Source organism: Micromonospora sp. NPDC126480 (assembly GCF_040302465.1).
Lineage (GTDB): Bacteria > Actinomycetota > Actinomycetes > Mycobacteriales > Micromonosporaceae > Micromonospora.
Genome location: NZ_JBEORU010000044.1, coordinates 1 through 22,083 on the forward strand (window position 1 = coordinate 1; position 22,083 = coordinate 22,083).

Genomic DNA, 22,083 nt, shown 5'->3' on the forward strand with positions numbered 1-22,083 from the left:
CGCCCAGTCCTCCACGCTCAACACCCTCCCGATACTGGAAGGGGGGTCCAGATTCGCCCGCCGCCTGGGGGTCAGTCTTCACGCGTCGCCGACAGCCGGGCCCTGCTCACCGCCGAAGCCGCGGCTGCTGGGCGAGTACCGCGGCGTTGCAGATCCACCTCGCCACCCTCCAGGCCGAGGCCGCCGAGCAGTTGACGTCGGGCCGGCGGTGTCACAACTTCGGGGAAGATGCTGTCTCGTCGCGCGACGAGGCGACATCTTCCCCGAAGTCGCGCCCTCGCTCGGACGGAGATGGAGCCCCCGGCCGGGATCGAACCGGCGACATCTCGCTTACAAGCTCTGTGCGGGCCGTCCAGCGTCGTCTGCCGCCGTTCGCGACCTCGGGCGTTTGTCCGCGCTCATCCGCCAGCGGGCGCCCTCGTCCGGGCCTGTTGCTGTCACCGCTGCTGTCGATCCGCGGTGGGGCCGAGCTGGTGTTGTCGGTCGACAACCCAGTGGATGACGGTCCTCACCGAGCTGCTGCACATCGAGGCGTCACCGAGCCGGCTCGCTACGCCGAGACTCGAACCCTGAACCCCTCCGGACCAGACCGGCACCGCCTCGTGCGCTGCCTTCTTGCTGCCTCGGATGGGAGCCCCACGCAAAGGCGGATCAAAGCTTCACGGTCCGCCGCCTGTGGACGCGCCCGGCAGCCGTGGGCCGCGTCATGACGGCGAGGGGCGATACAGCCGGGGGCGTGGTTTACCGCCTAAGCTCGATCCCGATCTACACACTCCCGCCAGCGGTGGGAGACCTCTGGCGCTGGGAGTCCTTCGTCAGAGCCCAGTCAGTTCGGGAGGACGCTACCGTGGGTAACGAGCGGAACACTGAGGCGATTGTCCGCTCTCACTTTCAAGCTGACGCCACCGCCAATCTCCTCATCGAGGAGCAAGCCTCGACCGATCCACGGGTCACGAAGTGCCTAGCCCGCGCTAGCAAGCTGGGGAAGGGGCGCGGCAAGCCGGAGTTTGTTATTCGTCATCCCGATCACCCGGCGCTTCTAGTAGTTGTGGAGTGCAAGGCGTCATTGGCTGCACACGAGAGCACCAATCGTGGCCGGCCGGCTGATTTCGCGGTCGACGGCGTCCTCCACTACGCGAAGGCCCTATCGTCGAGCTTTGATGTAGTCGCCGTCGCCGTGAGCGGAGAGAGCTCCAACCGGATGAAGGTATCCACCTTCCGTCACCTTAAGGGAGCCCCTGCAGCAGAACTTCTGAGTTCCAATCTTGGGCCAGTTGAAAAGCTGATTGCGTTTGCCGAGTATCGCCACCTACTGCTCTTTGACCCAGCGGTACGCCGCCGGACACTAGACGAGTTGATGGCGTACAGTCGCACACTCCACAACTTCATGCGGGATTACGCAAAGGTTTCTGAGGCTGAGAAACCGCTGCTTGTGTCCGGAATTCTTCTTGGCCTCCGAGACGATGCTTTCCGGAACACCTATCAGAGGTACAGTCCGCGAGACTTGGCAATCCAACTCTACGAAGCGATCAAAAGAGTACTTAGCGCAGACCTTCCGACATCGAGCCTTGCAATTACGCTCCAGCCCTACTACTTCATTAAGACGCATCCGGAACTAGTTCGACCCGTTCGCATCAAGAATGGGCCGACCATAGTTCCCCTGGTTCAGCTCACCCATGAGATCGATGAGCATGTGCGCCCTTTCGCAGACACATACGATGACGTCGACGTAATCGGGCAATTCTACGGCGAGTTCCTTCGCTACAGTGGCGGCGACAAGAAGAGCCTCGGCATCGTCTTGACACCGCGCCACGTAACGGAACTCGCCGCACGGGTTGCCAATGTGAAGCCAACTGACACTGTTGTTGACACCTGCGCAGGCAGTGGCGGCTTCCTCATCTCGGCAATGGCCTACATGGACTCCCGCGTTCCCCAATATGACACGGAAGCACGCCGACAGATTAGAGAGAACCGGCTCGTCGGTGTGGAGCAGCAGCCCCCGATGTTTGCACTTGCGATGTCCAACATGCTTCTCCGAGGTGACGGCAAGAGCAACCTCTATCAAGGCAGCTGTTTCGATCCCGATATCATCTCAAAGCTTACGGATGGGGCCGGCCGGCACAAGCGGCCCACGATTGGCCTGATCAATCCTCCTTTCGCGCAGAAGGGTGAAGGGCTCCAAGAGCTGAACTTCGTCGAAACACTCCTCGACATCCTCGCCCCCGGTGGTACGGCTTTCTGCATTGTGCCTATGTCCTGCGCGATCGGCTCATCCGCAGCAAAAGAAGCGATTCTGGCACGGCACACACTTACGGCCGTGCTGTCCCTCCCGGATGAGCTCTTCTACCCGGTGGGAACGATCACGTGCGCCATGATCTTCAAGGCTCACGAGCCCCACGAGTTCGCTAACACCCCGACCTGGTTTGGTTATTGGAAGCACGACGGATTCGTGAAGGCCAAGGACCGGGGACGAATCGACTTGTATGATCGATGGCCCGAGATCCGTGACGAATGGCTTCGGGATTACCATGGTCGGATCGTTGCGCCAGGCCGCAGTGCAGCGCGGTATGTCACGGCCCAGGACGAATGGTGTGCTGAGGCCTACATGGATACGGATTACAGCAAGGTGGGCCGCCAGGAGTTCAGCGAGGTGGTCCGCGATTTCGCGCTGCACAGAGCCCGCGGAACAACGGCACCAACTGACGAGCTGTCGGGGGAGTGAGGAACCTTTCATGCCTCAAAGGGTTCGCGACTTATTCTTCGCCCGCTACGGGCAAAACCTAGAATTGAACCGGCTTGAAGTGACTGGAGGCTCCGACGCAGTCAACTTCGTCTCGCGTACGGCGCGCAACAACGGCGTCTCGGCACGCGTGAAGCCGGTTGCAAATGTGCCGCCGGCGGATGCCGGATGCCTCACTGTTGCATGCGGCGGCAGCGTGCTAGAGACATTCGTTCAGGCGGCTCCCTTCTACTGCGGGCGAGACGTGTACATTCTTGAGCCTAAGGAGTACATGACCTTGGCCGAGAAGTTGTGGTGGGCCACCTGCATCCGATCCAACAAGTACCGCTACAACTATGGACGCCAAGCAAACAGGACGTTCCAGGATCTGCCACTGCCGGATGCCGTGCCGGGCTGGATATATGAGGAGGCTGAGCGATGTGTCGCTGGCATAGCGTCACGGCTGAGTTCCGTTGCGAGCGATCTGACAAACATCTGACGGTGTAACTGCTCCGCCACAGCTGGCCAGCCGTCGCCTCGACCCGCCCTCCTGCTGTGGGGCCGCCCCCGGCCGCCACGTCATCAAGCGGACCTTGGGACAGGTTCGGACGCTGGCGCCGAGCGGTGGTTTGCTTGTCGACTGAAGCCCTGGTCGATGACATGTGGCTGGCCCACTACAGCTGCCACCTACTGGTCCAGGCCGTGAGCCTCCGGCCATCCTGGAGCCGGACCCCTCTTGTAGTTCTTGGGTCCGGCGGCGGCAGTCGCTGCGCCCCTTACTCGTCCGTCTCTAGTTCGTCGTCCTCTTCCTGGTATGCCTCGTCTTCTTGGCGAGCGCGTTCTGCTAGCTCCACCAGCGAGCCCTTGCCCGGCCAATACCACCTGGCCGTGCCCTGGACAGCGCGTGGGGCCGAGCCTGTAGCTAACTCCAGCATCCTCGTGACGAGGCCGGTCGGCGAGTAATACTGGTTGTCAGCGAGCCAGCGCAACGGCGCGCGTCGGTTGCCGGCGCTCCAGGCGGCAAGCCCCCGCTTGGGATCCTCTACGACCCACGGCGCCAAGGCAGCTCGCTCGGTGCGGTTTACGCCTCGGAACTCAAGAAGCGTGCCATCAGGAATGAATCCGGAATCGAACAGGACAGAGACTGCATTCATTCGGCGGCCACTTGTAGTTGACCTATACGGCCGCGGCATCTCTGGAGCCACCGCATCGGGGTTGGCCATCTGAGCAAGGACATCCCTTACAACTGTCCTGCTACGCTCCGAGCTCTTACAGGTAGCGATCACATAGCTGGAAGGTCCAAATTGCTTATCGATCGCTCGCGCCAGCCAAAGGAACGCGGTTTTAGTCAGCTCGGGGATTTGCTCAATGGCATGTTTCCAATCCGGGTCTGCCGCGGTGTCCTCGGCCTTCGAGAGGTCGAGCCCAAGCTTCTGAAACACAATGTGCGCGATAAGGAGGTCTCCATAAAGCGTCACAGCGGCTTTGCGGCCCGTCAGCGTCCTGCCTAGGGCCTCCAACTCGGACCGCACCGCCCGCAGCACAAGGACGCAACGCCAGACACGGTAAGCGTTCGGATGCGTGCCGAAGATCGCATGATATGTACGGTCTTCCCAGAGCAGCTCTTCCTCACGCTTGGCCCGTGCTGCGTATTCGGGGCTCTTGTGTGCGCAGGCGAGGGCAATCGCAGCCTCGTCGATAGAGCACCCTTCATCTGGCTCCGGACGCTGCTCGCCACGTTTGATCACATACTTCTTGCGGAGAGCCCTTGCGAAGTCTTCTCTCAGTCGGTGTTGGCCGTGCTCAAGCGCCCTAAAGTCGCGCGTTTCGACCTTATTCTGCGTGTTAGTCTTTTGGGTAACCTGCTCGCCAAACCCTTCAGGACAGTTCTCAAGCGATATTAAACGCACCAGAACTTGCCCAGGATTGGGGGTCTCGGAGCCCTGCCTCAGCGCTCGGTGGATCGCCGCGACGGTCTGTGCACCATTTACGACACTGGCACCAACGATTTTGAAGTCGCCGGGGCCACCTGGGGACGGAACGAAGCGCGGAGTCTTGGCCACAGAGTCACACAGCACCGTTATTCCATTGTTGAAGTACCAGAACTTCTCGGGGTTATTGCGAAGCGTATCGACTATGGAGACGTTGACGTCTGTAAGATCCAGGGAATCTCTAATGTTCTTACTAAACAGTGCGCGACCATGTTCGTCATACCAGCTCGCAATGTCAGCCACGGCCATCGAGCCGTAATAGGCTTCATACGGCTCTTTTTGAATGTTCCAACCCTCCAAGCGAGCATCTAGATCGATCTGCGGTTGCGCGGCGTCTCCGAGGATTGCCTGGTAGAAGTGCTTCAGTCCCAAGACGCGGAGATCGACCATAGGCTTGGCGAAGTTCAGCTTGTCGCACTCTTCTTGTAGCACGGACATTACGTCGTCATGCAACTTAGTGTTACCCAAGAGAGCCACGACTAGCGTGATTTGGACCCCTCTAATTCCGAGAACCCGATCCACATCAGGAGCGATTGCCTGGAACTTATTGTTGAATATCTCGTACTCGCTGTTGAGAATCTTCTGCATTCCGCGAATGAATTGAAGCGCCTCATCTTGCTTCAAGCTCGCATTACCACTCTCAGCCCACTTCGTTTGAACGAGCCAGAGGCGTGGGGCCTTCTCTGGAGCCGAGATTGCCACCGCATCAATGCCTTGGTCCTGGCCGCCGTCGATCACTGCGGCGGCAGCCTCTTCGTCTGTGCAACCGGTTTCAACCTGAACGGCGAGGGCGGTTAGCGCTCGGCTTCGGAAGATTGGGCGTCGCCGATCCTCAGCGGCATTCGCCCAGTCCGACATGTCGATCAGTCGCTCAAACTTCTCAATGATGGCTTCCCGGATGTGCCGGACTTGAATCGGGTTCAACTTGGACTCCCCAGCCCTCGTTCACATCAGCGCCTTAGGCTGATCACCTAGACGACTCATGCTCTTTGGCGAGAATGTCTGTGTCAACCGTCGTTCGTCCTGACTAGACCAACCGCCATCCCGGCTGCCATCGACCCGCCCTCCAGGGGAGCGGGCCGCCGCCCGGCCCGCCACGTCAAGCGGACCTTGACGGCTCGTACGGACGCTGGCGGGTCGGGCGGTGGTCTGCTCGGCTTGCCCGGGTTGATGGCAGGCGGGATGCCTACCGTAACCACCCACGGACCGCGACCCGCCGACCCAGCCCTGGCCATCCCGGAGCCGGAGCGCCCCCGCCGGAGGCGCACTAACCGCAACCCGCGACCGCCGCCAGCTCGCCGACGCGGCCGGCGTGCGCTCCCCTACGCCGCGCGGGCTCGTGGCCGCGCGGCCCGGCCGGCTGCTGGCCCAACATACAACCGTCAACGGCCTGTCGTTCTGCGGCGGCCCACCGGGTTCCCCGCTGTCCGCGCCAGCCGCCGGGCATCCGGCGTGACGGCCGCAGAGCGACAGCGGCAGCGGCCGGCGCGCGCCCAGGCGGCGGCGCGTGCGGCCCGTCAAGGGCCGCCTTGAAGACGTACAGAAAGTTTGAACCAACTCTGCCGGCAGCCGACCGGATAGGGAGTATTGCGCGGTGGTAGCCGGCGCTATGGTCTGTGCATGTCGCTCGTCCCATGGGCCTATGAGATCTCCCGGCAGAACCTTTCTGCCACGTTGCCTCGTCGATGGGCTCACGTTCAAGGCGTCGCCCTAAAGGCACGCACCCTCTCTGCGGCCGTCGGCGATGATGCACCCCTGCTGGAAGCCGCCGCGATTCTTCACGATGTCGGCTACGCACCTCACCTCGCTACGACCGGCTTCCATCCGCTAGACGGCGCGGTTTACCTGCAAGGCTTGGCTGCGCCGGACCGCCTGGTCCACCTAGTAGCGCACCACTCCTGTGCGGTCAGGGAGGCTCGTCTACGGGGCCTGGAAAAAGAGCTCGCGCCCTTCCATGACGAGGAGGGGCCAGTGAGGGATGCGCTGTGGATGTGTGACCTTACAACGACGCCTGACGGAGAGCCTACGGACTTCGCCAGCAGGGTTGCCGAGATCAAGGAACGGTACGGTCCCGGTGACCTGGTCACAGCCTTTATCGACAGTGCCCAGCAGGATCTGTCAGACGCGATAGCTAGAACGAACAGCCGACTTCAAGCAATCGCCGGCTAACCGATGTAAGGAGCGTCGCTCGTTAGGCCATGGCGGATTCGCAAGAGCATGGACGGGTGGATCGGCAGACGCTCAATGGCATCTGGTTCAACCCACCTCACCTCCGACGACTCGTCGCTCGACCGAATGGTCCCGCCAATGGATTTCGCACGTAGGCATACTGAGAACTCCTGTCGGACCTCGCCGTTGTCATACGCAATCACGTGAGCGGGGTCCGAGTAGATGCCAGAGATGCCGGTGAGTTCAACGCGTAGACCCGTCTCCTCCTCGACCTCGCGGCGGGCTGCTTGGGCGGTGGATTCGCCGACATCTTGCGCTCCCCCTGGTAGCGCCCAGAGGCTGTTGTCTGATCGCTTGATGAGGAGAACGCGCCCGGCGTCGTCTTGCACGAAGACGGTCACAGCCACCACAAGGGAGTTGGCCATGGGTGCATTGGGATCGTTCAGGTAGTCAGTCTTGGGCACGTGCTAGGCCCTGCCTTCCTGCTGCGTCGACGCATCCCAGACCGCCTCGAAGCTGCCAGCGTAGGTGTCGAAGAGACCGTAAGACCCTGTCTTCCGGAGGTGCATCGCCGGCGCCATCGGTGCTGTCTTGCCGTAGACGTGCGGGTTCACGAGCATCTCGTTGTCAAAACGGTAGATCGAGTTGTAGAGCACAGTGGAGTGGCTTCTTACCTCGACGTTCTGCACGGCACGGAGCGGCCGAAAGAAGGCGTTGGCGTGGTCAATCTTCGCTGAGATCGTCTCTTGCCCGATCCCTTCGTCAATGCTCCGCTGTTTCACAACGTCGCTGTCGCGGTCGCCGAGCAGGAGGCGAACCCTGGTACCGGCGCTTGCCTTCCTGCGGAGTCGGTCCAGGAGATCGGGCTTCTCGGTGAGGAACATCCCAACGTACACAAGGATGCCGATCTCCGCTGTCGCCCCATCTAGTAGCCGGTCCCAAAGGTACGGCGGAACCGATCCTCTGGTGGGGTAGAACTGCACCATGCCGGTCGAGTCCGTCGCGTCGGTAGCAGCTCTGCCTGCTCCTGGCCAAAGGTAGTCCTCGTCTTCCTTCAGCCTCTTGGCGATTTTGAAGCGTGTACGAGGATGTGGGACTCTGCCGCCGAGCCAGCGACTCACGGTCTTGACATCGCACTCCGTCAGCAACGCCAGCTCGGCCGGCGAAACGCGGGCGCGTTCAAGGGCATCTCGTAGGCGCTCGTTCGCCATCGTCGCTCCCCGATTCGCTGGGACGTTTTTACCACTATAAACGTCCCAAGCGTCACCGCAAGGCCGTTCCGGCGTCACCTTCCTCGATGTGTGCTTGAGGTGCGAGCGAGAAGCCCGCAGGAGCAGTCGTCCAACAGGGGACGCGCTCAAGACACAGGAGGTCTGTTGTGAAGCTGTACGTGGACACCACGCGCAAGCAGGTGACGGCGTCGAAGGACCCGGAGCCGAAGAACGACCAGAACGGCAACCAGAAGTCCGAGAAGAACACGGGCCGGCCGATGTGGTCCACCCAGGTCTTCGTTCTCGACGAGACGGGTGGCGAGGTCATCACCATCACCACGGCGGGTGAGAAGCCGAGCGTGAAGGTGGGTGACTTCGTCGAGGTCGAGCAGTTGGAGGCCATTCCGTGGGCGACCAACGGGCGTAACGGCGTCGCGTTCCGGGCGGTGTCTCTGAAGCCGAAGACTGGCAGCTCGGCGGCCAAGTAGGTCGCTTCGCACGTCGTGCTGTGTGAGCCGCTGGGTGTCCGTGGCTCGCTGAAGCGGCTGATGGTCGCTGACCCAACTGAGATGCGGTTTCCGGGAGTGTTCCTGACTCCTACGTTCCCGGTCCGGTCGCCACCTGCGGGTGGCGGCAACAGAAGGAAATTGGCCCGGGGTCGGTACTGACTCCTACATCTGCCGACCCCGGTGCCGTCCACTCATCCGATCCCAACTGGCATTGGGAGGACTCGTCGTGTCCAAGTCTAGCCCTCGCCGGTTCGCCGGCAAGTCAACCGGAATGGTGACGGTCATCGAGGCCAGGGTTCACCGTTCCTCGGCACGCCGCGCGAAGCTGGCGTTCATCCTCACTGCGGTCATCGTCGGCGTCCTCGCCGCTGTGGTGGCGGCCTCGTACTGGCACCCGATCGTGGCTCTGATCGTCGGTGCCCTCGTCGGCGTCCCCTGCGGTGCCGCCGTCTGGCTGCTCGTGCGTGTCTGGCCGGTCCTGCGGCTGCTGTGGTGGTGGGCCACCGAAATCCTGCTCACGGTCCTCCTGCTGACCGCGTGGGTGCAGCTGGCCAATCACACCTCGACCGTGGTGATGCTGATCGTCGTCGCCCTGGTCGTCGGCGTCCCCGCCGCCATCGGCAAGGTTCGCCGCCAGGTCAAGGCGTGGGCGTGGTGCCTGATCGTCCGGCATCGGCTGCGCGTGTGTTTCGCGCAGTTCATCATCGCCAACCAGTCCGGCAGCCTGCCGCTGATCCTGTGGGCCCGTCCGACCCCGGTCGGTGAGCGGGTCTGGGTGTACCTGCGTCCCGGCCTGTCAGCCAAGGACCTGGAATCCCGCCTCGACAAGATCGCCGTGACCTGTCACGCCTCCACCGTGCTCATCGAGCGCGCCTCGGAGACCAACGCCGCGTACCTGCGGTTCGACATCAAGCGCCGTGAGGTGCTCACCGCCAACGTCAACTCCCCGTTGGTCGACCAGATCGACCGAACGGCACCCGTCTCGGCATCGCCGCTGACGGTCCCGACCGCCCTGGACCTGCCGGACGTCGACGCCCCGACGATCACCCTCCCGGCGCAGGGCAAGCCCGCCACTAAGAAGCCGCCGGCCGCGACGGCCAACGGCAGCAAGCCCGGGGCTTCCTCGTCGTCGACGCCCGAGGACGACGTTTCCGACTGGATCTGACCCCACCCAACCGGGACGCGAGGAGCCATAGCGGCTCGTTCGTGTGGCTTCTCGCGCCCACCAACCCGCCCGAAGGAGGGCAGTCATGACCACCACGACTCCCGCCCCCGCCGCTGGGGTGCCGGTGGGTCCTGGCCTGTCGATGTTCGACCCGATCTTCATCGGCATCGACGAGTTCGGCCAGCCCGTCTACATCGACGTCATCTACCGCAACATCCTCATCGCCGGGGAACCCGGCGGCGGTAAGTCCGGCCTGGTCAACAACATCTGCGGCCACGGCGCGCTGTGCGACAACACCCGGCTCGTGCTCTTCGACGCCAAACTCGTCGAACTCGGCCCCTGGCGCGACCTGGCCGACGCCTTCATCGGCCCCGACATCGACCAGGGCATCGACGTGCTGCGCCGCCTCCTGGTCGTCGCCACCAACCGCTACACCTGGCTACTGGCCAACCGGCGCCGCAAGCTCGCCGAAGGCGACGGCATGTCGGTCATCGTCACCATCATCGACGAACTCGCCATGTACTCCACCGTCCTGGGCACCAAGGCCCAGCAGGAAGAGTTCTCGTCCCTGCTCCGGGGCCTGGTGTCGCTTGGCCGGGCCTGCGGGATGCCCGTCGTCGCGGCCACCCAGCGGCCGTCGTGGGACATCATTCCGGCCTCGCTGCGGGACCTGTTCGGCTACCGGGCCGCGTTCCGCTGCACCAGCCTGAACAGCTCGAACATCATCCTCGGTCAGGGCTGGGCCGAGCAGGGTTACACCGCCTCCGACATCTCGCCCACCAACCAGGGAGCGGCCTACCTCCTGGCCGAAGGCGGCGTACCCCGCCGCATCAAGGCCGCCTACCTCACCGACACCGACATCTACAACATCGCCGACTACGCGGCGTGGATTCGTCGGCCCGGCGGCAACACGGTCCCGACCGGCAACCCGACCGACTGGGAGGCCGTGGCATGACCACCCGGGAACGCTCCTACGCCAAGGCCAACAACCAGAAGGCCGCGCAGTACGTCGAGCTGTGGATCGTCGCTGCGCCGTCCGAGATCGCGGCCATGGTCCAGGTCGCCTCGGCCAGCGGCCGGCTCGTCTTCGCCTCTGCGCCGTCCCCGATGGGCGGCGACGACACCCGCCACCGCCGCTACCTGCGGCTGCGCACCCGATAGCCGGTCGACAGGACCAGTGAACCGCCTGCCAGCAGAGCTGGTCCTGCCGACCACCCGCCAACAGCCCTCGAAAGGACGTGGCTGCCATGAAGGCTACCCAGAAACCACCCACCACCGCGCCGGTCAACACTCCTGCTGACCTGCTGCGGATGGCTGCCCTCTACCTGCGCCGGCACGGCTGGCACCAGGGCACCTACTACGACACCAGCACCGACACCGTCACTCCGCCGGCCTGTGCCGCCGGGGCTATCGGCATTGCCTGCGCCGGCCACCGGGTGGAGCACTTCTCCCAGCTCGCCCCGGACACCCTGGCCGACTACCTCGCCACGCTCGGCGCGTTGGTCGACTACCTCGACGCTTCGTACCCGCTGTTCCTCGTCGACGAGGACGGCTTCGTCATCGACGAGCACACCTCCCCCTACTCCTGGAACGACGACCCGCTGTGCACCGCAGAACTCGTCATCGCCGCCCTGGAGGACGCGGCGAAGGAGTGGGACCGCCTCCACACCGAGGGAGGCGAGCAGTGATGTTCACCGTCAAGGCGTCCTTGACGCACACCCCACAACGCAAGCGCCGCACCGTCGTCGAGAACGACGAGTTCGCCGCGTTCGCCCGGCGCATCATCCGCGCCCACGGCCGCCGCGTCGCCGCCGGCGACGTGGAAGCGCTGCGCGACCTGGTCGCCCTGTCAGCCCAACTCGACGACGCGATCGGTGAGGCCGTGATCGGCCTTCGCGCCTTCGGCTACTCGTGGGCCGAAATCGGCTCTCGGCTCGGCATCAGCAAGCAGGCCGCCCAGCAGCGCTGGGGTGGTGAGAAGCCGTGACCGACTTCGACCGCGAGCAAGCCACCTACTGGTTCGACCAGTCCTGCCGCTACGCCCGACTCATCGGCGGCATCACCTCCTGGGCTGACGCCCCACTCAGCTCTCCCTTCGACATCACGCCTGAGCTGGCGCTGGCCGCCATCCGCCGGCTCCTCGCTGAGCACCGAGAGGCGGTGACCTCCCGTGACTGACCTGCGCAGCCCTGACCTCGACCAGTTGGCCGACCGCACCGGAATCCGGGTCGAGTTCTACGACCCTGCCGGTACCCGCTACGGGTTCCCCACCTTCCCCTACGAGTCGGCCCCTTCAGGGCTGGCTACCCGCCGGCAACTGCGTGCCGCCGGCCTCCGTCCGGGAGGCCACGACCCGGTGGCCCAGATCCTGTGGCGGCACCGGTCACAGCGCCGCGTCGCCTACCTCTACCGCCTCGACCTCGCCGCCCCGAAGCGGACCGCCACCCCGGCTCAGCGCGAGGCGATCGCGAAGGCGCTTCGGGCTCGCCGTACCTGCCGCACCTGCGGCGTCGTGCGGCCCTACTACATCCCCCGCCGTACCGGCTGCTGCCTCGACTGCCACGAAGGGAGCCCCTCGTGAGCTTCAACCTTGCCGACCCCTGCGTGTGGTGCATCGAGGGCAGCACCCCCGCCGGCATCCACGACGTCCTCGGCCCGGTCTACAAGCCCTGCCCGGTATGCCTCGGCCGCTGCCTGCTCTGCGAAGGGAAGGGCCTGTTCCCGGCCGACTTCACCTGCCTGCCCTGCTTCCGCCAGCAACTCGCCGCCCGAGGACTGGCCCCGATCATGTGCGCCCCCTGCTCCGGCGTGGTCGACCTCATCCCCCTCGACACGATCCCCACGGCGGAGGTGACTCCCCATGCCCACTGACCCGCACACCGTCACCGAACAGTTCGCCGCCGAGTACACCCGCAACGCCGTACCCACCATGCTCAAGGCAATCGCGTCCATCAAGCGATACAACCGGTTCACTCTGCTCGGCGCACTCGCCACCAGCTACCTGCACCAGGCCCACTACCTGTGGACCCAGAACGCCGGCTACTTCGCCTACCTGGTACCGCTGATCTTCGACGCCGCCATGGTGTCCATGCTGACCGTCGTCCGCACCTCCGGCATCGCCCGCGATGCCAAACGCGGAGCACTCGTCGTGTTCTCCGGCGCCGCCCTGCTGTCGGCCACCATCAACTTCGCCTCCCCCGGCAGCCTCGGCCTGCGCCTGGTCTTCGCCCTGGTCGTCGTCCTCGTCATCGGCGTCGAACTCGTCGCCGGACGCATCCGCCCCGACTTCGCCGCCATCGAAGCCGAAGCCTCAGCGCTGCTGACCGCCGCCCGCGACCTCGCGGCAAAGAACGAGCAACCAGCCGAATCCACCGACACCACCGCTGGAGTCGCCCAGCTCGTCGACGAACCGCCGGCTGCCGACACCTTGCCGGCTTCGACTCCGACCGTTGACACCCAGCCGGCCCCCGCGCCGGTCGTTGACGCCCAGCCGCCGGCGGTCATCGAGGCACCCGTCAACCCGGTGCCGATCACCAAGCCGGAAGTGCCGGCGCACCTGGTCCCCACCGCCCGCTTCGTCATCGGCCGCCACCAGCAGAGCACCGGCCGACCCATAACCACCGACGAACTCGCCGGCCTGCTCTCAGTCGGCCCGGACATCGCCCGGGAACTGCTGCACACCCTCGGCGAACCCGCCCCCGCCGTCAACGGCACCCCCGTGACCGGTGGTGCCCGATGACCATCCACGTCGTCGACATCGAACACACCACCCACACCTGCCCGGCCTGGCCCGGCGAGCCGCACATCTACGACACCCGACGCACCGTCATCCACGTCATCCCCGGCGGACCCTGCCGGACTCCGGTCACCATCCGCTGCGGCAGCGTGACCACCACCGTTCCCTGCTACCGGCACGAACCGGCCGACCGCCAGTGCGGCGCCTGCCGGCTCATCGTCACCCAGCACACCATCACCACCCGGCACCTCGACGAGGTAGCCGCCTGATGGCGTCGACGCTGGACCTCACCCCCCGGACTTCGGCCCGGGGGGTGGGCTCGAACGCCGACACCATGCCCGTCTACGGCTACACCGCCGCCGGCTCCGCCTTCCAACGCGCCACCCAACCGGACTACTTCGGCTGGCTGGAACACGTCCGCGCCGCCGCCGGCTGCACCCGACCGATCCGGCTCGCCGGGCACCTCTACACCCTGGAGTCCGGTACCGGCCGCATCCTCGATGCCCGGCACACCGACGCGATGCCCGACGCCGCGATCTACAAGGCGTGCGGCAACCGCCGGTCCCGCGTGTGTCCGACCTGCGCACAGACGTACCAGCGCGACGCCTTCCAACTCCTGCGCGCCGGCCTGGTCGGCGGCAAGGGCGTCCCCGAGACGGTCGCCTCGCATCCGGCGGTGTTCGCCACCTTCACCGCGCCGTCCTTCGGGACGGTTCACGCCCGGGTGGTCAAGCGGCACACCTGCGGCAACCGCCGCCGCTGCGACTGCCGCGCCGAACCCTGCCACGCCCGCCGCAACCTCGGCCTATGTCCTCACGGCCGGCCCGCCGTCTGTTGGGCCCGGCACGAGTCCGGGGACGCCGTGCTCGGGCAGCCGTTGTGCCTGGACTGCTACGACCACGACCACCAGGTCGTGTGGAACATCTTCTCCGGCGAGCTGTGGCACCGCACCAAACAAGCCGCGGAACGCCACTTGGCCAAGCTCGCCCGCCAACGCGGCATCCCCCGCGTCGAGGTCGTCACCGAATCCGGGCGCATCCGCAAAGTCCCTCCGGTACGGCTCTCGCCCGGCAAAGTCGCCGAACTCCAAGCACGGGGAGCGGTTCACTTCCACGCCATCGCCCGTTTCGACGGCGTCGACGGCCAGGACCCCGATGCGATCGTGCCCCCGCCGGCCGGGTTCACCGTCGACGACCTCATCGACGCGCTCCGGCACGCCGCCGGCCAGATCGCCTTCTACAGCCCATCGCATCCGGACCGGCCCGAGGGCTGGCCGGTCGCCTGGGGCGAGCAGGTCGACCTTGAGCCGATCGCCACCGACGGCACCGGTGAGGTCACCGATGGCATGGTCGCCGGCTACCTTGCCAAGTACGCCACCAAGAGCACCGAGGCCACCGGGCACACCAGCACCCGCCTGACCGCCGACACCATCGGCGACTACGCCGACCCCGACGGCGACCACACCGCCCGCCTCATCGACGCCTGCTGGCGCATCGGCCAACCCACCGGCACACCCGTGCCCCTGTCCCAGCGGCCCCGCGACCCACGCCCCCGGCCCGGCTTCGTCGAACGCTGGCAGTGTCCCGACTGCGGCACCCACACCCGATACGCCGCCTGCCCGGTCTGCGTCGCCGACCGTCAAGCCGCCCTTGACGCCGAACCGACGAAACCGGCCCCCGGCAGTCCATACGCCCGGCTGCGGCGGTGGGCACACATGCTCGGCTACGGCGGCCACTTCCTCACCAAAGGCCGCCGCTACTCGGTGACGTTCCAGCTTCTGCGCGATACCCGCGCCACCTACAGGCGGCACGAGCACCACCACCAGGGCGACGAGCACAGCGGCGAACTGCGGGCCGTCGAGCACCTCGACGACGACACCACCGCCCTCGTCGTCGGCGCGCTCACCTTCGCCGGCGTCGGCTGGCACACCACCGGAGACGCCCTCCTCGCCAACACCGCCGCCGCCATGGCACGCGAGCGACGAACCGCCGGCCGCGAAGAACTCGCACACGAACTCAGCACCACCCCCGCCGGCACCGCACCGGTCGCTGCCTGACCCTGTCCCGCCGCACGAGGAAGGCCACCAGTTGGACAACACCTCCACCCCGATTACTCCTCGCGTGCTGCGCGTGGAGGAAGCCGCCCGAGCGCTCGGCATCGGCCGCTCGCTCGTCTACGACCTGATCCGCTCCGGCCGGCTGCGTTCCTTCAAGGTCGGCAGCCGCCGCCTCATCCCCGCCGCCGCCATCGACGAAACGATCGCCACCCTCACGGAAGAAGCCGCCTGATGCCCAAACAGCCCAAGCAGCGCCAGTCCACCGCCCGCCGCAACCCCAACGGCGAAGGCTCCATCTACCAGCGCTCCAGCGACGGCCGCTGGGTCGGACAGGCATACGTCCTCACCACCGACGGCACCCGCAAACGCAAGTTCGTCTACGGGGCCACCTGGGAGGAAGCCCACGCCAAGCTCGTCGAGCTCAAATCACGATCACAACGAGGCATACCCGTCCCCGACCGTGCCTGGAAACTCGCCGACTACCTGCCCTACTGGCTGGCCGCCTACGTCACCGACCTCAAGCCCACCACCGCACGCGGCTACGAAAGCGCCGTCCGGCTCCACCTGGTCCCGGCCCTCGGCAGCAAGCGCCTCGACGGCTTGCAGGTCCAGCACGTCAAGGCGTTCATGGACGACTTCCGCCGCAAGTGCCTGTGCTGCACCAACGGTCTCGACCAGATCCGTCCGGCCGACCGTCGGTGCTGCTCCGTCGGCCGATGCTGCGAGCGTTACCCGAGCGCTCGACAGATTCAGTTCGTCCACGCCGTGCTCCGCAACGCGCTTCAACACGCCATGCGCGAGGAGCTGGTGTCGCGTAACGTCGCCAAGCTCGTCCGGGTTCCTTCGCCTCGGTACAAGGTCGGCAAGGGTCTGTCGGTCGACCAGGTGCGCAAGCTCCTCGCCGCCTCCGCTGGCCACCGGCTCCATGCTCTCTACGTCGTGGCGGCCACGATGGGTCTCCGGCGCGGCGAGATGGTCGGGCTCCGCTGGTCGGACGTCGACCTGGACGAAGGCACCCTGCGAGTCCAGCAGACCGTCCAGCGGGTGGCGGGGAAGCTCCACGTCCTGGACGCCAAGACCGAGGACTCCGAAGCGGTGTTGCCGCTGCCCGAGGTGACCTGGCTGACCCTGCTTGAGCATCAGGAGCGCCAGCAGGCCGAGCGGGCGGCGCTGGCCGAGGTCTGGCAGGACCACGACCTGGTCTTCCCCTCCGAGCGGGGCACCCCGATGGAGCCGACCAACCTCAGCCGCTCGTTCGCTCGGCTTCGGCACGTCGCCGGCCTGCCCGGTGTGCGCCTGCACGACTTACGGCACACCGTCGTGTCCCTGCTCATGGAGCTGGGCGTTCCTCCGCACGTCGTCCAGGCCATCGCCCGGCACGCCGACGTCAAGGTCACACTGAAGGTCTACGCTCACGCCAACCTCGACGCGATGCGTCAGGCCCTCGGCAAGCTCGACGGGCGGCTGTCGTGAGCGCGGTTGCTGTCAGCGTTGCTGTCAACCGGCCCTCGCTCACGGATGCCCGCCGCGAATTGCCTGGTGGAATTGGAGCCCCCGGCCGGGATCGAACCGGCGACATCTCGCTTACAAGGCGAGTGCTCTGGCCAGCTGAGCTACAGGGGCGCGTGTGTCGACGCCAGCATAGCGACTGGCGCCCGGATTTCCCGTGCGCCAGGCCTTGCGAGCACGGGAAACGTCGGCATCCCGACGTGCCGGCCCGGGCCGGCCTCGGCGTTTCCTGCCCACCGCGACCCGCTTGACCGGAATGCGTATGCCGTCCGTCCCACCCGCGGCTTCCGTTCTTGGCAGGTGAGGAAAACCCGTTTACCGTGCAGTGACACGGATGACGGTTGTCGTCCGTGGGCCGGCGCGCCACGCGCCGGTCGCTCCTTCACTCGGATCGTCCGGCACGTTCCTGCCGGTGAAAGGAAGCATCCCCCATGGCTACGGTCACCTACAGCAAGGCGTCCCGGATCTATCCGGGCACCGAGCGGCCCGCCGTCAACAAGCTCGACCTGGAGATCGGCGACGGCGAGTTCCTGGTCCTGGTCGGCCCTTCGGGTTGCGGCAAGTCCACCAGCCTGCGCATGCTCGCCGGCCTCGAGGACGTCGACGAGGGCTCGATCTACATCGACGACCGGGACGTCACGCACCTGCCGCCGAAGGCCCGCGACATCGCGATGGTCTTCCAGAACTACGCCCTCTACCCGCACATGACGGTGTACGAGAACATGGCGTTCGCGCTCAAGCTGCGCAAGACCCCGAAGTCGGAGATCGACCGGCGGGTCAAGGAGGCGGCGGCGCTGCTGCAGCTGGAGGAGTACCTCAGCCGCAAGCCGAAGGCGCTCTCCGGCGGTCAGCGCCAGCGGGTGGCCATGGGCCGGGCGATCGTCCGCGAGCCGCAGGTCTTCCTCATGGACGAGCCCCTGTCGAACCTCGACGCCAAGCTGCGGGTCCAGACCCGTACGCAGATCGCGTCGCTCCAGGCCAAGCTCGGCGTCACCACCGTCTACGTCACCCACGACCAGGTCGAGGCCATGACCATGGGTCACCGGGTGGCCGTCCTGCTCGACGGTGAGCTGCAGCAGGTGGACACCCCGCGGGCGCTCTACGACACCCCGGCCAACGTCTTCGTCGCCGGGTTCATGGGCTCCCCGGCCATGAACATCAAGACCGTGCCGCTGAACGAGCATGGCGCCGAGTTCGCCGAGATGTCCGTCCCGCTCACCCGCGAGCAGGTCGAGGCGGCCCGCGCCGAGGGCGGCGACGGCAAGGTGACCGTGGGCTTCCGGCCGGAGGACTGCGACCTGGTCAGCCCGACCGAGGGCGGCATGCCGGTCGTGGTCGAGCTGGTCGAGGACCTGGGCTCGGACGCCAACGTCTACGGCCACGCGGCCCTGGGCGGCGCCAACGAGCGGTTCGTCGTCCGCACCGACCGCCGTCACATGCCGAACATGGGCGACACGGTGTTCGTGAAGCCGCGTGCCGGCCGCAGCCACGTCTTCCACGCGACGACCGGCGTCCGGATCTGACGTACGACACTGAGCTGACGTAAGCGAAGGGGCGGCCCGCCGAAGCGGGCCGCCCCTTTTCCTGCTATGTAGGGGCTCAGTCCTCGACGGACCGGCGGCGCGCCACCTCGGCGAGGGTCACCGCAGCGGCGACGCTGGCGTTCAGCGACTCGACGTCGGAGATCATCGGGATGCTCACGGTCAGGTCGCAGGTCTCGCCGACCAGCCGGGACAGGCCCCGCCCCTCGGAGCCGACCACCACGACCAGCGGGCCGACGGCGGCCTCCAGGTCGTACAGGTCGGTCTCGCCGTCGGCGTCCAGGCCGACCACCACGAAGCCGGCGTCCTTGCACGCCTTGAGCGAGCGGGTCAGGTTGGTGACCTGGGCGACCGGCACCCGCGCGGCCGCGCCGGCGCTGGTCCGCCAAGCGGTCGCGGTGATCCCGGCGGCCCGCCGCTCCGGTACGAACACACCCTGTGCGCCGAACGCGGCGGCGGACCGGATGACCGCGCCCAGGTTACGCGGGTCGGTGACCCCGTCCAGCGCCACCAGCAGCGGGGCGACCTGCTCCAGCGAGGCCGCCAGCAGGTCCTCGAACGGCTCGTACGCGAACGGCGGCACCTGGAGGCCGACGCCCTGGTGCAGCACCCCGCCGGTCATCCGGTCCAGCTCGGCGCGGCTGACCTCCAGGAGCGCGATGCCCCGGTCGGCGGCCGTCCGGACGATCTCGTTGACCCGGTCGTCGATGTCGATGCCCTGCGCCAGGTAGAGGGCGGTCGCCGGCACGTTGGCGCGCAGCGACTCGAGCACCGGGTTACGGCCGACCAGCAGCTCCGGGGCGTCCTTCGCCGGGTTCGCCTTGCGGCCCGGGGCGACCCGGGGACCGCCGCGGCCGGCCGGCTTGCCCCGGCCGCCCTTGGCGGTGGGCACACCGCGACCGCCGCCCTTGCCCCAGGTGGTGTCCTTCGTGCCGGGCTTGCCGATCTTGGGGGCGCGCCCCTCCTCGGCGGCGGCCCGCTTCTCCTTCTCCTGCTTCCAGGCGGTGCGCTGGGGCAGCTTCTCGGTGCCCGAGTACGCCTTGTGCCAGGGCCGTTCGTCGGCGGGCAGGGTGCGGCCCCGCCCGGCCAGGGAGTCCTTGTTCTTGCCGCCCGAGCCCTTGGGGGCTCCGGCCTTCGGCGTCAACCGCCGGCCACGGCGCTGCGAGTTGCCGGCCATCAGCTCTGCTCTCCAATAGTCCAACGGGGGCCCTGGGGGGTGTCCTCGACCACCACGCCGGCCTGCTTGAGCTGGTCGCGTACCGCGTCGGCGGCGGCCCAGTCCTTGCGGCTGCGCGCCTGCGCGCGCTGCTCCAGGGCCAGGGCCACCAGGGAGTCCACCACGCCGCGCAGATCGTCGGCGCCGTCACCGGCGGTCCACGCCGGGTCGAGGGGGTCGACACCGAGGATATCCAGCATCGCGCGGACCTGGCCGAGCGCGGTGCGCACGGTCACATCGTCGCCGCCGGTCAGGGCCGTGTTGCCGTCCCGGACGACCTCGTGCACGACGGCGAGCGCGGCCGAGGTGTTGAGGTCGTCGTCCATGGCGGCGGCGAACGCCACCGGCACCTCGCCGGGCTGGCCCGCTCCGACCCGCTCGGCCGCGCGCTGCACGAAGCCCTCGATCCGCCGGTACGCCACGGCCGCCTCGCGCAGCGCGTCCTCGGAGTAGTCGATCACCGAGCGGTAGTGGGCGGCCGCGTAGTAGTAGCGCAGCTCGACGGGACGGACCCCGAGCGAGTCGACGTACGTCAGGTCGAGCGTGTTGCCGGCGGACTTGCCCATCTTGGCGCCGCCGATGTTGAGCAGGCCGTGGTGCACCCAGTACCGCGCGAATCCCAGGCCCGCCGCCTGCGACTGGGCCAGTTCGTTCTCGTGGTGCGGGAACGTCAGGTCCAGCCCGCCGCCGTGGATGTCGAACTCGTCGCCGAGGTAGCGCCAGCACATCGCCGAGCACTCGATGTGCCAGCCGGGCCGGCCCCGGCCCCAGGGCGAGGGCCAGTACGCGTCGGCGGGCTCGTCCGGCTTGGCGCCCTTCCACAGCGCGAAGTCCCGCGGGTCGCGCTTGCCCCGGTCCGGGGCGTCGCCCGCGGACTGCATGTCGGCCGGGGACTGGTTGGACAGCGACCCGTACGCCGGCCAGGACAGCACGTCGAAGTAGACGTCGCCGGAGCCGTCGGTGGCCGGGTAGGCGTGCCCGGTGTCGATGAGCTTCCCGATGAGCTGGTGCATCTCCGGGATGTGGCCGGTGGCCCGCGGCTCGTAGGTCGGCGGCAGCACGTTCAATGCCCGGTAGGCGGCGGCCAGCTTCAGCTCGTTGCCGTACGCGATCGACCAGTACGGCCGGCTCTGCTCCTGCGCCTTGACGAGGATCTTGTCGTCGATGTCGGTGAGATTCCGGATGAACCGGACCTCAAGGCCGTGCGCGAGCAGCCACCGGCGCAGCACGTCGTAGTTGACGCCGGAACGAAGGTGCCCGATGTGCGGCGGCGCCTGGAGGGTGAGACCACACAGGTAGACCCCCACCTTGCCGGCTTCCCGCGGGACGAAGTCCCGCACCGATCGGGTGGCGGTGTCATACAGGCGTAGCGTCACCGTACAAGGGTATCGGTCCGTGCTTTTCCGGGTCGGCCGGAGCCGGGTCGTACGCTGCTGGTCGTGGACACCACCGCGCGACCCGGCAGCGACCCGGCGGCCCGAGCCGGCACCGAGCCGCAGCCCGGGCCGGACGCGGGCGCGGCAGCGGGTGCCGGCCCGGCCGTGCGATCCGGTGCGGGCGGCGAGCCCGAGGTGCGTGGCGGGGAGAGCGCCCAGACCCTCGACCGCGGGCTGCGGCTGCTGCACCTGGTCGCCGACGCTGCGGGCGGGCTGACCGTCACCGAGGCGGCGGCCCGGCTGGGGATCGGCCGCGCCGCGGTGTACCGGCTGGTCGCGCCCCTCACCGCCCACGGCCTGCTGCGCCGGGACGCGGACGGCCGGCTGCGCCTGGGCGCGGGAGTGCTGAACCTGGCCCGGCGCGCCCAGCCGCTGCTCGCCGAGGGCGCGCTGCCGGCGCTGCGCCGCCTCGCCGAGCAGGCCGGTGCGACCGCCCACCTGACCGTGGTGGAGGGCGGTGAGGGGGTCGCGCTGGCCGTGGTCGAGCCGAGTTGGACGTCGTTCCACGTGGCGTACCGGACCGGGGCGCGGCACCCGCTGGAGCGCGGGGCCGCGGGGCGGGCCATCCTCGCCGGCCGGTCCGGCGCCGCCGGCCCGGTGAGCACCGCCGGTGAGCTGCAGTCCGGGGCGTACGGGGTGGCCGCGCCGGTGCTGGGCGTACCCGGCCTGGAGGCCAGTGTCGGCGTGGTGTCACTGGCTCCTCTGGACACCGCGACGGTGGGCGCCCAGGTGCTCGCGGCGGCGACGGCCGTCGCCGCCGCCCTGCACTGACCGGCCTTGATCCACTCCACTTCCTGGAAGCCGGCGTATCGCGACCGCTGGGAT

General features: G+C 67.2%; 24 protein-coding genes and 1 tRNA gene. 19 read left to right on the forward strand and 6 right to left on the reverse strand.

The window, feature by feature from the left end; genetic code table 11:
• Positions 1 to 784: 784 nt before the first annotated feature.
• Together ABTW87_RS28335 and ABTW87_RS28340 are read left to right on the forward strand one after the other, a co-directional pair.
• Positions 785 to 2,722 (forward strand): HsdM family class I SAM-dependent methyltransferase, encoded by a 1,938-nt coding sequence (locus ABTW87_RS28335; RefSeq protein ID WP_350654287.1) that lies wholly within the window; start codon positions 785 to 787, stop codon positions 2,720 to 2,722.
• Positions 2,723 to 2,732: 10 nt separating this feature from the next.
• Positions 2,733 to 3,218, forward strand: a complete 486-nt coding sequence (locus ABTW87_RS28340) for a hypothetical protein (RefSeq protein WP_350654289.1) — start codon at positions 2,733 to 2,735, stop codon at positions 3,216 to 3,218.
• Between the two features lie 277 nt (positions 3,219 to 3,495).
• On the opposite strand, the gene ABTW87_RS28345 is transcribed toward ABTW87_RS28340, so the two are convergent.
• Positions 3,496 to 5,634: an AIPR family protein gene (locus tag ABTW87_RS28345; RefSeq protein ID WP_350654291.1), complete on the reverse strand. Its 2,139-nt coding sequence runs from the start codon at positions 5,632 to 5,634 to the stop codon at positions 3,496 to 3,498.
• A 696-nt stretch (positions 5,635 to 6,330) separates the two neighbouring features.
• On the opposite strand from ABTW87_RS28345, the gene ABTW87_RS28350 reads away from it, so the two are divergent.
• On the forward strand, positions 6,331 to 6,879 hold the full coding sequence (locus tag ABTW87_RS28350) for an HD domain-containing protein (protein ID WP_350654292.1): 549 nt from the start codon (positions 6,331 to 6,333) through the stop codon (positions 6,877 to 6,879).
• Here the strand turns inward: ABTW87_RS28350 and ABTW87_RS28355 are convergent.
• Together ABTW87_RS28355 and ABTW87_RS28360 are read right to left on the reverse strand one after the other, a co-directional pair.
• Positions 6,876 to 7,343 (reverse strand): NUDIX hydrolase, encoded by a 468-nt coding sequence (locus ABTW87_RS28355; RefSeq protein WP_350654293.1) that lies wholly within the window; start codon positions 7,341 to 7,343, stop codon positions 6,876 to 6,878. The genes ABTW87_RS28350 and ABTW87_RS28355 overlap by 4 nt on opposite strands.
• A 3-nt stretch (positions 7,344 to 7,346) precedes the next feature.
• Positions 7,347 to 8,090, reverse strand: coding sequence for a DUF5919 domain-containing protein (locus ABTW87_RS28360; RefSeq protein ID WP_350654294.1), 744 nt, complete (start codon positions 8,088 to 8,090; stop codon positions 7,347 to 7,349).
• Positions 8,091 to 8,257: 167 nt separating this feature from the next.
• On the opposite strand from ABTW87_RS28360, the gene ABTW87_RS28365 reads away from it, so the two are divergent.
• From ABTW87_RS28365 to ABTW87_RS28430, 14 genes are all read left to right on the forward strand, one after another.
• Positions 8,258 to 8,578: a hypothetical protein gene (locus tag ABTW87_RS28365; RefSeq protein WP_350654296.1), complete on the forward strand. Its 321-nt coding sequence runs from the start codon at positions 8,258 to 8,260 to the stop codon at positions 8,576 to 8,578.
• A gap of 295 nt (positions 8,579 to 8,873) precedes the next feature.
• A complete protein-coding gene (locus ABTW87_RS28370) occupies positions 8,874 to 9,764 on the forward strand; it encodes a hypothetical protein (protein ID WP_350654333.1) in 891 nt (296 codons plus the stop codon).
• An 85-nt stretch (positions 9,765 to 9,849) separates the two neighbouring features.
• Positions 9,850 to 10,719: an FtsK/SpoIIIE domain-containing protein gene (locus tag ABTW87_RS28375; protein ID WP_350654297.1), complete on the forward strand. Its 870-nt coding sequence runs from the start codon at positions 9,850 to 9,852 to the stop codon at positions 10,717 to 10,719.
• The gene (locus ABTW87_RS28380; protein ID WP_350654299.1) at positions 10,716 to 10,925 is read left to right on the forward strand and encodes a hypothetical protein; all 210 of its coding nucleotides are present in this window, start codon (positions 10,716 to 10,718) and stop codon (positions 10,923 to 10,925) included. Before ABTW87_RS28375 ends, ABTW87_RS28380 begins: the two co-directional genes overlap by 4 nt.
• A gap of 86 nt (positions 10,926 to 11,011) precedes the next feature.
• Positions 11,012 to 11,452 (forward strand): DUF6197 family protein, encoded by a 441-nt coding sequence (locus ABTW87_RS28385; protein ID WP_350654301.1) that lies wholly within the window; start codon positions 11,012 to 11,014, stop codon positions 11,450 to 11,452.
• Complete coding sequence (locus ABTW87_RS28390; RefSeq protein ID WP_350654302.1) at positions 11,452 to 11,751, forward strand: hypothetical protein; 300 nt, start codon at positions 11,452 to 11,454, stop codon at positions 11,749 to 11,751. Before ABTW87_RS28385 ends, ABTW87_RS28390 begins: the two co-directional genes overlap by 1 nt.
• Positions 11,748 to 11,942 (forward strand): hypothetical protein, encoded by a 195-nt coding sequence (locus ABTW87_RS28395; protein ID WP_350654303.1) that lies wholly within the window; start codon positions 11,748 to 11,750, stop codon positions 11,940 to 11,942. Before ABTW87_RS28390 ends, ABTW87_RS28395 begins: the two co-directional genes overlap by 4 nt.
• 1 nt (position 11,943) lies before the next feature.
• A complete protein-coding gene (locus ABTW87_RS28400) occupies positions 11,944 to 12,345 on the forward strand; it encodes an RRQRL motif-containing zinc-binding protein (protein ID WP_350654335.1) in 402 nt (133 codons plus the stop codon).
• The gene (locus ABTW87_RS28405) at positions 12,342 to 12,635 is read left to right on the forward strand and encodes a hypothetical protein (RefSeq protein WP_350654305.1); all 294 of its coding nucleotides are present in this window, start codon (positions 12,342 to 12,344) and stop codon (positions 12,633 to 12,635) included. Before ABTW87_RS28400 ends, ABTW87_RS28405 begins: the two co-directional genes overlap by 4 nt.
• Complete coding sequence (locus tag ABTW87_RS28410) at positions 12,625 to 13,503, forward strand: DUF2637 domain-containing protein (RefSeq protein ID WP_350654307.1); 879 nt, start codon at positions 12,625 to 12,627, stop codon at positions 13,501 to 13,503. Before ABTW87_RS28405 ends, ABTW87_RS28410 begins: the two co-directional genes overlap by 11 nt.
• Entirely contained in the window at positions 13,500 to 13,769 is a 270-nt protein-coding gene (locus tag ABTW87_RS28415) for a hypothetical protein (RefSeq protein WP_350654308.1), read from the forward strand. The genes ABTW87_RS28410 and ABTW87_RS28415 overlap by 4 nt, the downstream gene beginning before the upstream one ends.
• Entirely contained in the window at positions 13,769 to 15,556 is a 1,788-nt protein-coding gene (locus ABTW87_RS28420) for a replication initiator (RefSeq protein ID WP_350654309.1), read from the forward strand. Before ABTW87_RS28415 ends, ABTW87_RS28420 begins: the two co-directional genes overlap by 1 nt.
• Positions 15,557 to 15,587: 31 nt before the next feature.
• The gene (locus ABTW87_RS28425; RefSeq protein WP_231928426.1) at positions 15,588 to 15,788 is read left to right on the forward strand and encodes an excisionase family DNA-binding protein; all 201 of its coding nucleotides are present in this window, start codon (positions 15,588 to 15,590) and stop codon (positions 15,786 to 15,788) included.
• Complete coding sequence (locus tag ABTW87_RS28430; protein WP_350654311.1) at positions 15,788 to 17,029, forward strand: tyrosine-type recombinase/integrase; 1,242 nt, start codon at positions 15,788 to 15,790, stop codon at positions 17,027 to 17,029. The genes ABTW87_RS28425 and ABTW87_RS28430 overlap by 1 nt, the downstream gene beginning before the upstream one ends.
• 73 nt (positions 17,030 to 17,102) lie before the next feature.
• Here the strand turns inward: ABTW87_RS28430 and ABTW87_RS28435 are convergent.
• Positions 17,103 to 17,179, reverse strand: a tRNA-Thr gene (locus tag ABTW87_RS28435).
• Between the two features lie 317 nt (positions 17,180 to 17,496).
• Between ABTW87_RS28435 and ABTW87_RS28440 the strand changes: the two genes are divergently transcribed.
• Positions 17,497 to 18,588 carry an ABC transporter ATP-binding protein gene (locus ABTW87_RS28440; RefSeq protein WP_350654313.1) on the forward strand — a complete coding sequence of 364 codons (1,092 nt, stop codon included), beginning with the start codon at positions 17,497 to 17,499 and terminating at the stop codon, positions 18,586 to 18,588.
• A gap of 76 nt (positions 18,589 to 18,664) precedes the next feature.
• Here ABTW87_RS28440 and rlmB read toward each other — a convergent pair whose 3' ends face one another.
• On the reverse strand, positions 18,665 to 19,783 hold the full coding sequence (gene rlmB, locus ABTW87_RS28445; protein ID WP_350654314.1) for a 23S rRNA (guanosine(2251)-2'-O)-methyltransferase RlmB: 1,119 nt from the start codon (positions 19,781 to 19,783) through the stop codon (positions 18,665 to 18,667).
• Positions 19,783 to 21,198, reverse strand: a complete 1,416-nt coding sequence (gene cysS / locus ABTW87_RS28450; RefSeq protein WP_350654316.1) for a cysteine--tRNA ligase — start codon at positions 21,196 to 21,198, stop codon at positions 19,783 to 19,785. Before cysS ends, rlmB begins: the two co-directional genes overlap by 1 nt.
• A 63-nt stretch (positions 21,199 to 21,261) precedes the next feature.
• Between cysS and ABTW87_RS28455 the strand changes: the two genes are divergently transcribed.
• Positions 21,262 to 22,029: an IclR family transcriptional regulator gene (locus tag ABTW87_RS28455; RefSeq protein WP_350654317.1), complete on the forward strand. Its 768-nt coding sequence runs from the start codon at positions 21,262 to 21,264 to the stop codon at positions 22,027 to 22,029.
• The last annotated feature ends 54 nt before the right edge of the window (positions 22,030 to 22,083 follow it).

Coding starts and splice junctions, on each gene's coding strand:
- ABTW87_RS28340 (WP_350654289.1), top strand. CDS start 2,733: ATGCCTCAAAGGGTTCGCGACTTATTCTTCGCCCGCTACGGGCAAAAC.
- ABTW87_RS28350 (WP_350654292.1), top strand. CDS start 6,331: ATGTCGCTCGTCCCATGGGCCTATGAGATCTCCCGGCAGAACCTTTCT.
- ABTW87_RS28360 (WP_350654294.1), bottom strand. CDS start 8,090: ATGGCGAACGAGCGCCTACGAGATGCCCTTGAACGCGCCCGCGTTTCG.
- ABTW87_RS28375 (WP_350654297.1), top strand. CDS start 9,850: ATGACCACCACGACTCCCGCCCCCGCCGCTGGGGTGCCGGTGGGTCCT.
- ABTW87_RS28380 (WP_350654299.1), top strand. CDS start 10,716: ATGACCACCCGGGAACGCTCCTACGCCAAGGCCAACAACCAGAAGGCC.
- ABTW87_RS28385 (WP_350654301.1), top strand. CDS start 11,012: ATGAAGGCTACCCAGAAACCACCCACCACCGCGCCGGTCAACACTCCT.
- ABTW87_RS28390 (WP_350654302.1), top strand. CDS start 11,452: ATGTTCACCGTCAAGGCGTCCTTGACGCACACCCCACAACGCAAGCGC.
- ABTW87_RS28410 (WP_350654307.1), top strand. CDS start 12,625: ATGCCCACTGACCCGCACACCGTCACCGAACAGTTCGCCGCCGAGTAC.
- ABTW87_RS28415 (WP_350654308.1), top strand. CDS start 13,500: ATGACCATCCACGTCGTCGACATCGAACACACCACCCACACCTGCCCG.
- ABTW87_RS28420 (WP_350654309.1), top strand. CDS start 13,769: ATGGCGTCGACGCTGGACCTCACCCCCCGGACTTCGGCCCGGGGGGTG.
- ABTW87_RS28430 (WP_350654311.1), top strand. CDS start 15,788: ATGCCCAAACAGCCCAAGCAGCGCCAGTCCACCGCCCGCCGCAACCCC.
- ABTW87_RS28440 (WP_350654313.1), top strand. CDS start 17,497: ATGGCTACGGTCACCTACAGCAAGGCGTCCCGGATCTATCCGGGCACC.
- rlmB (WP_350654314.1), bottom strand. CDS start 19,783: ATGGCCGGCAACTCGCAGCGCCGTGGCCGGCGGTTGACGCCGAAGGCC.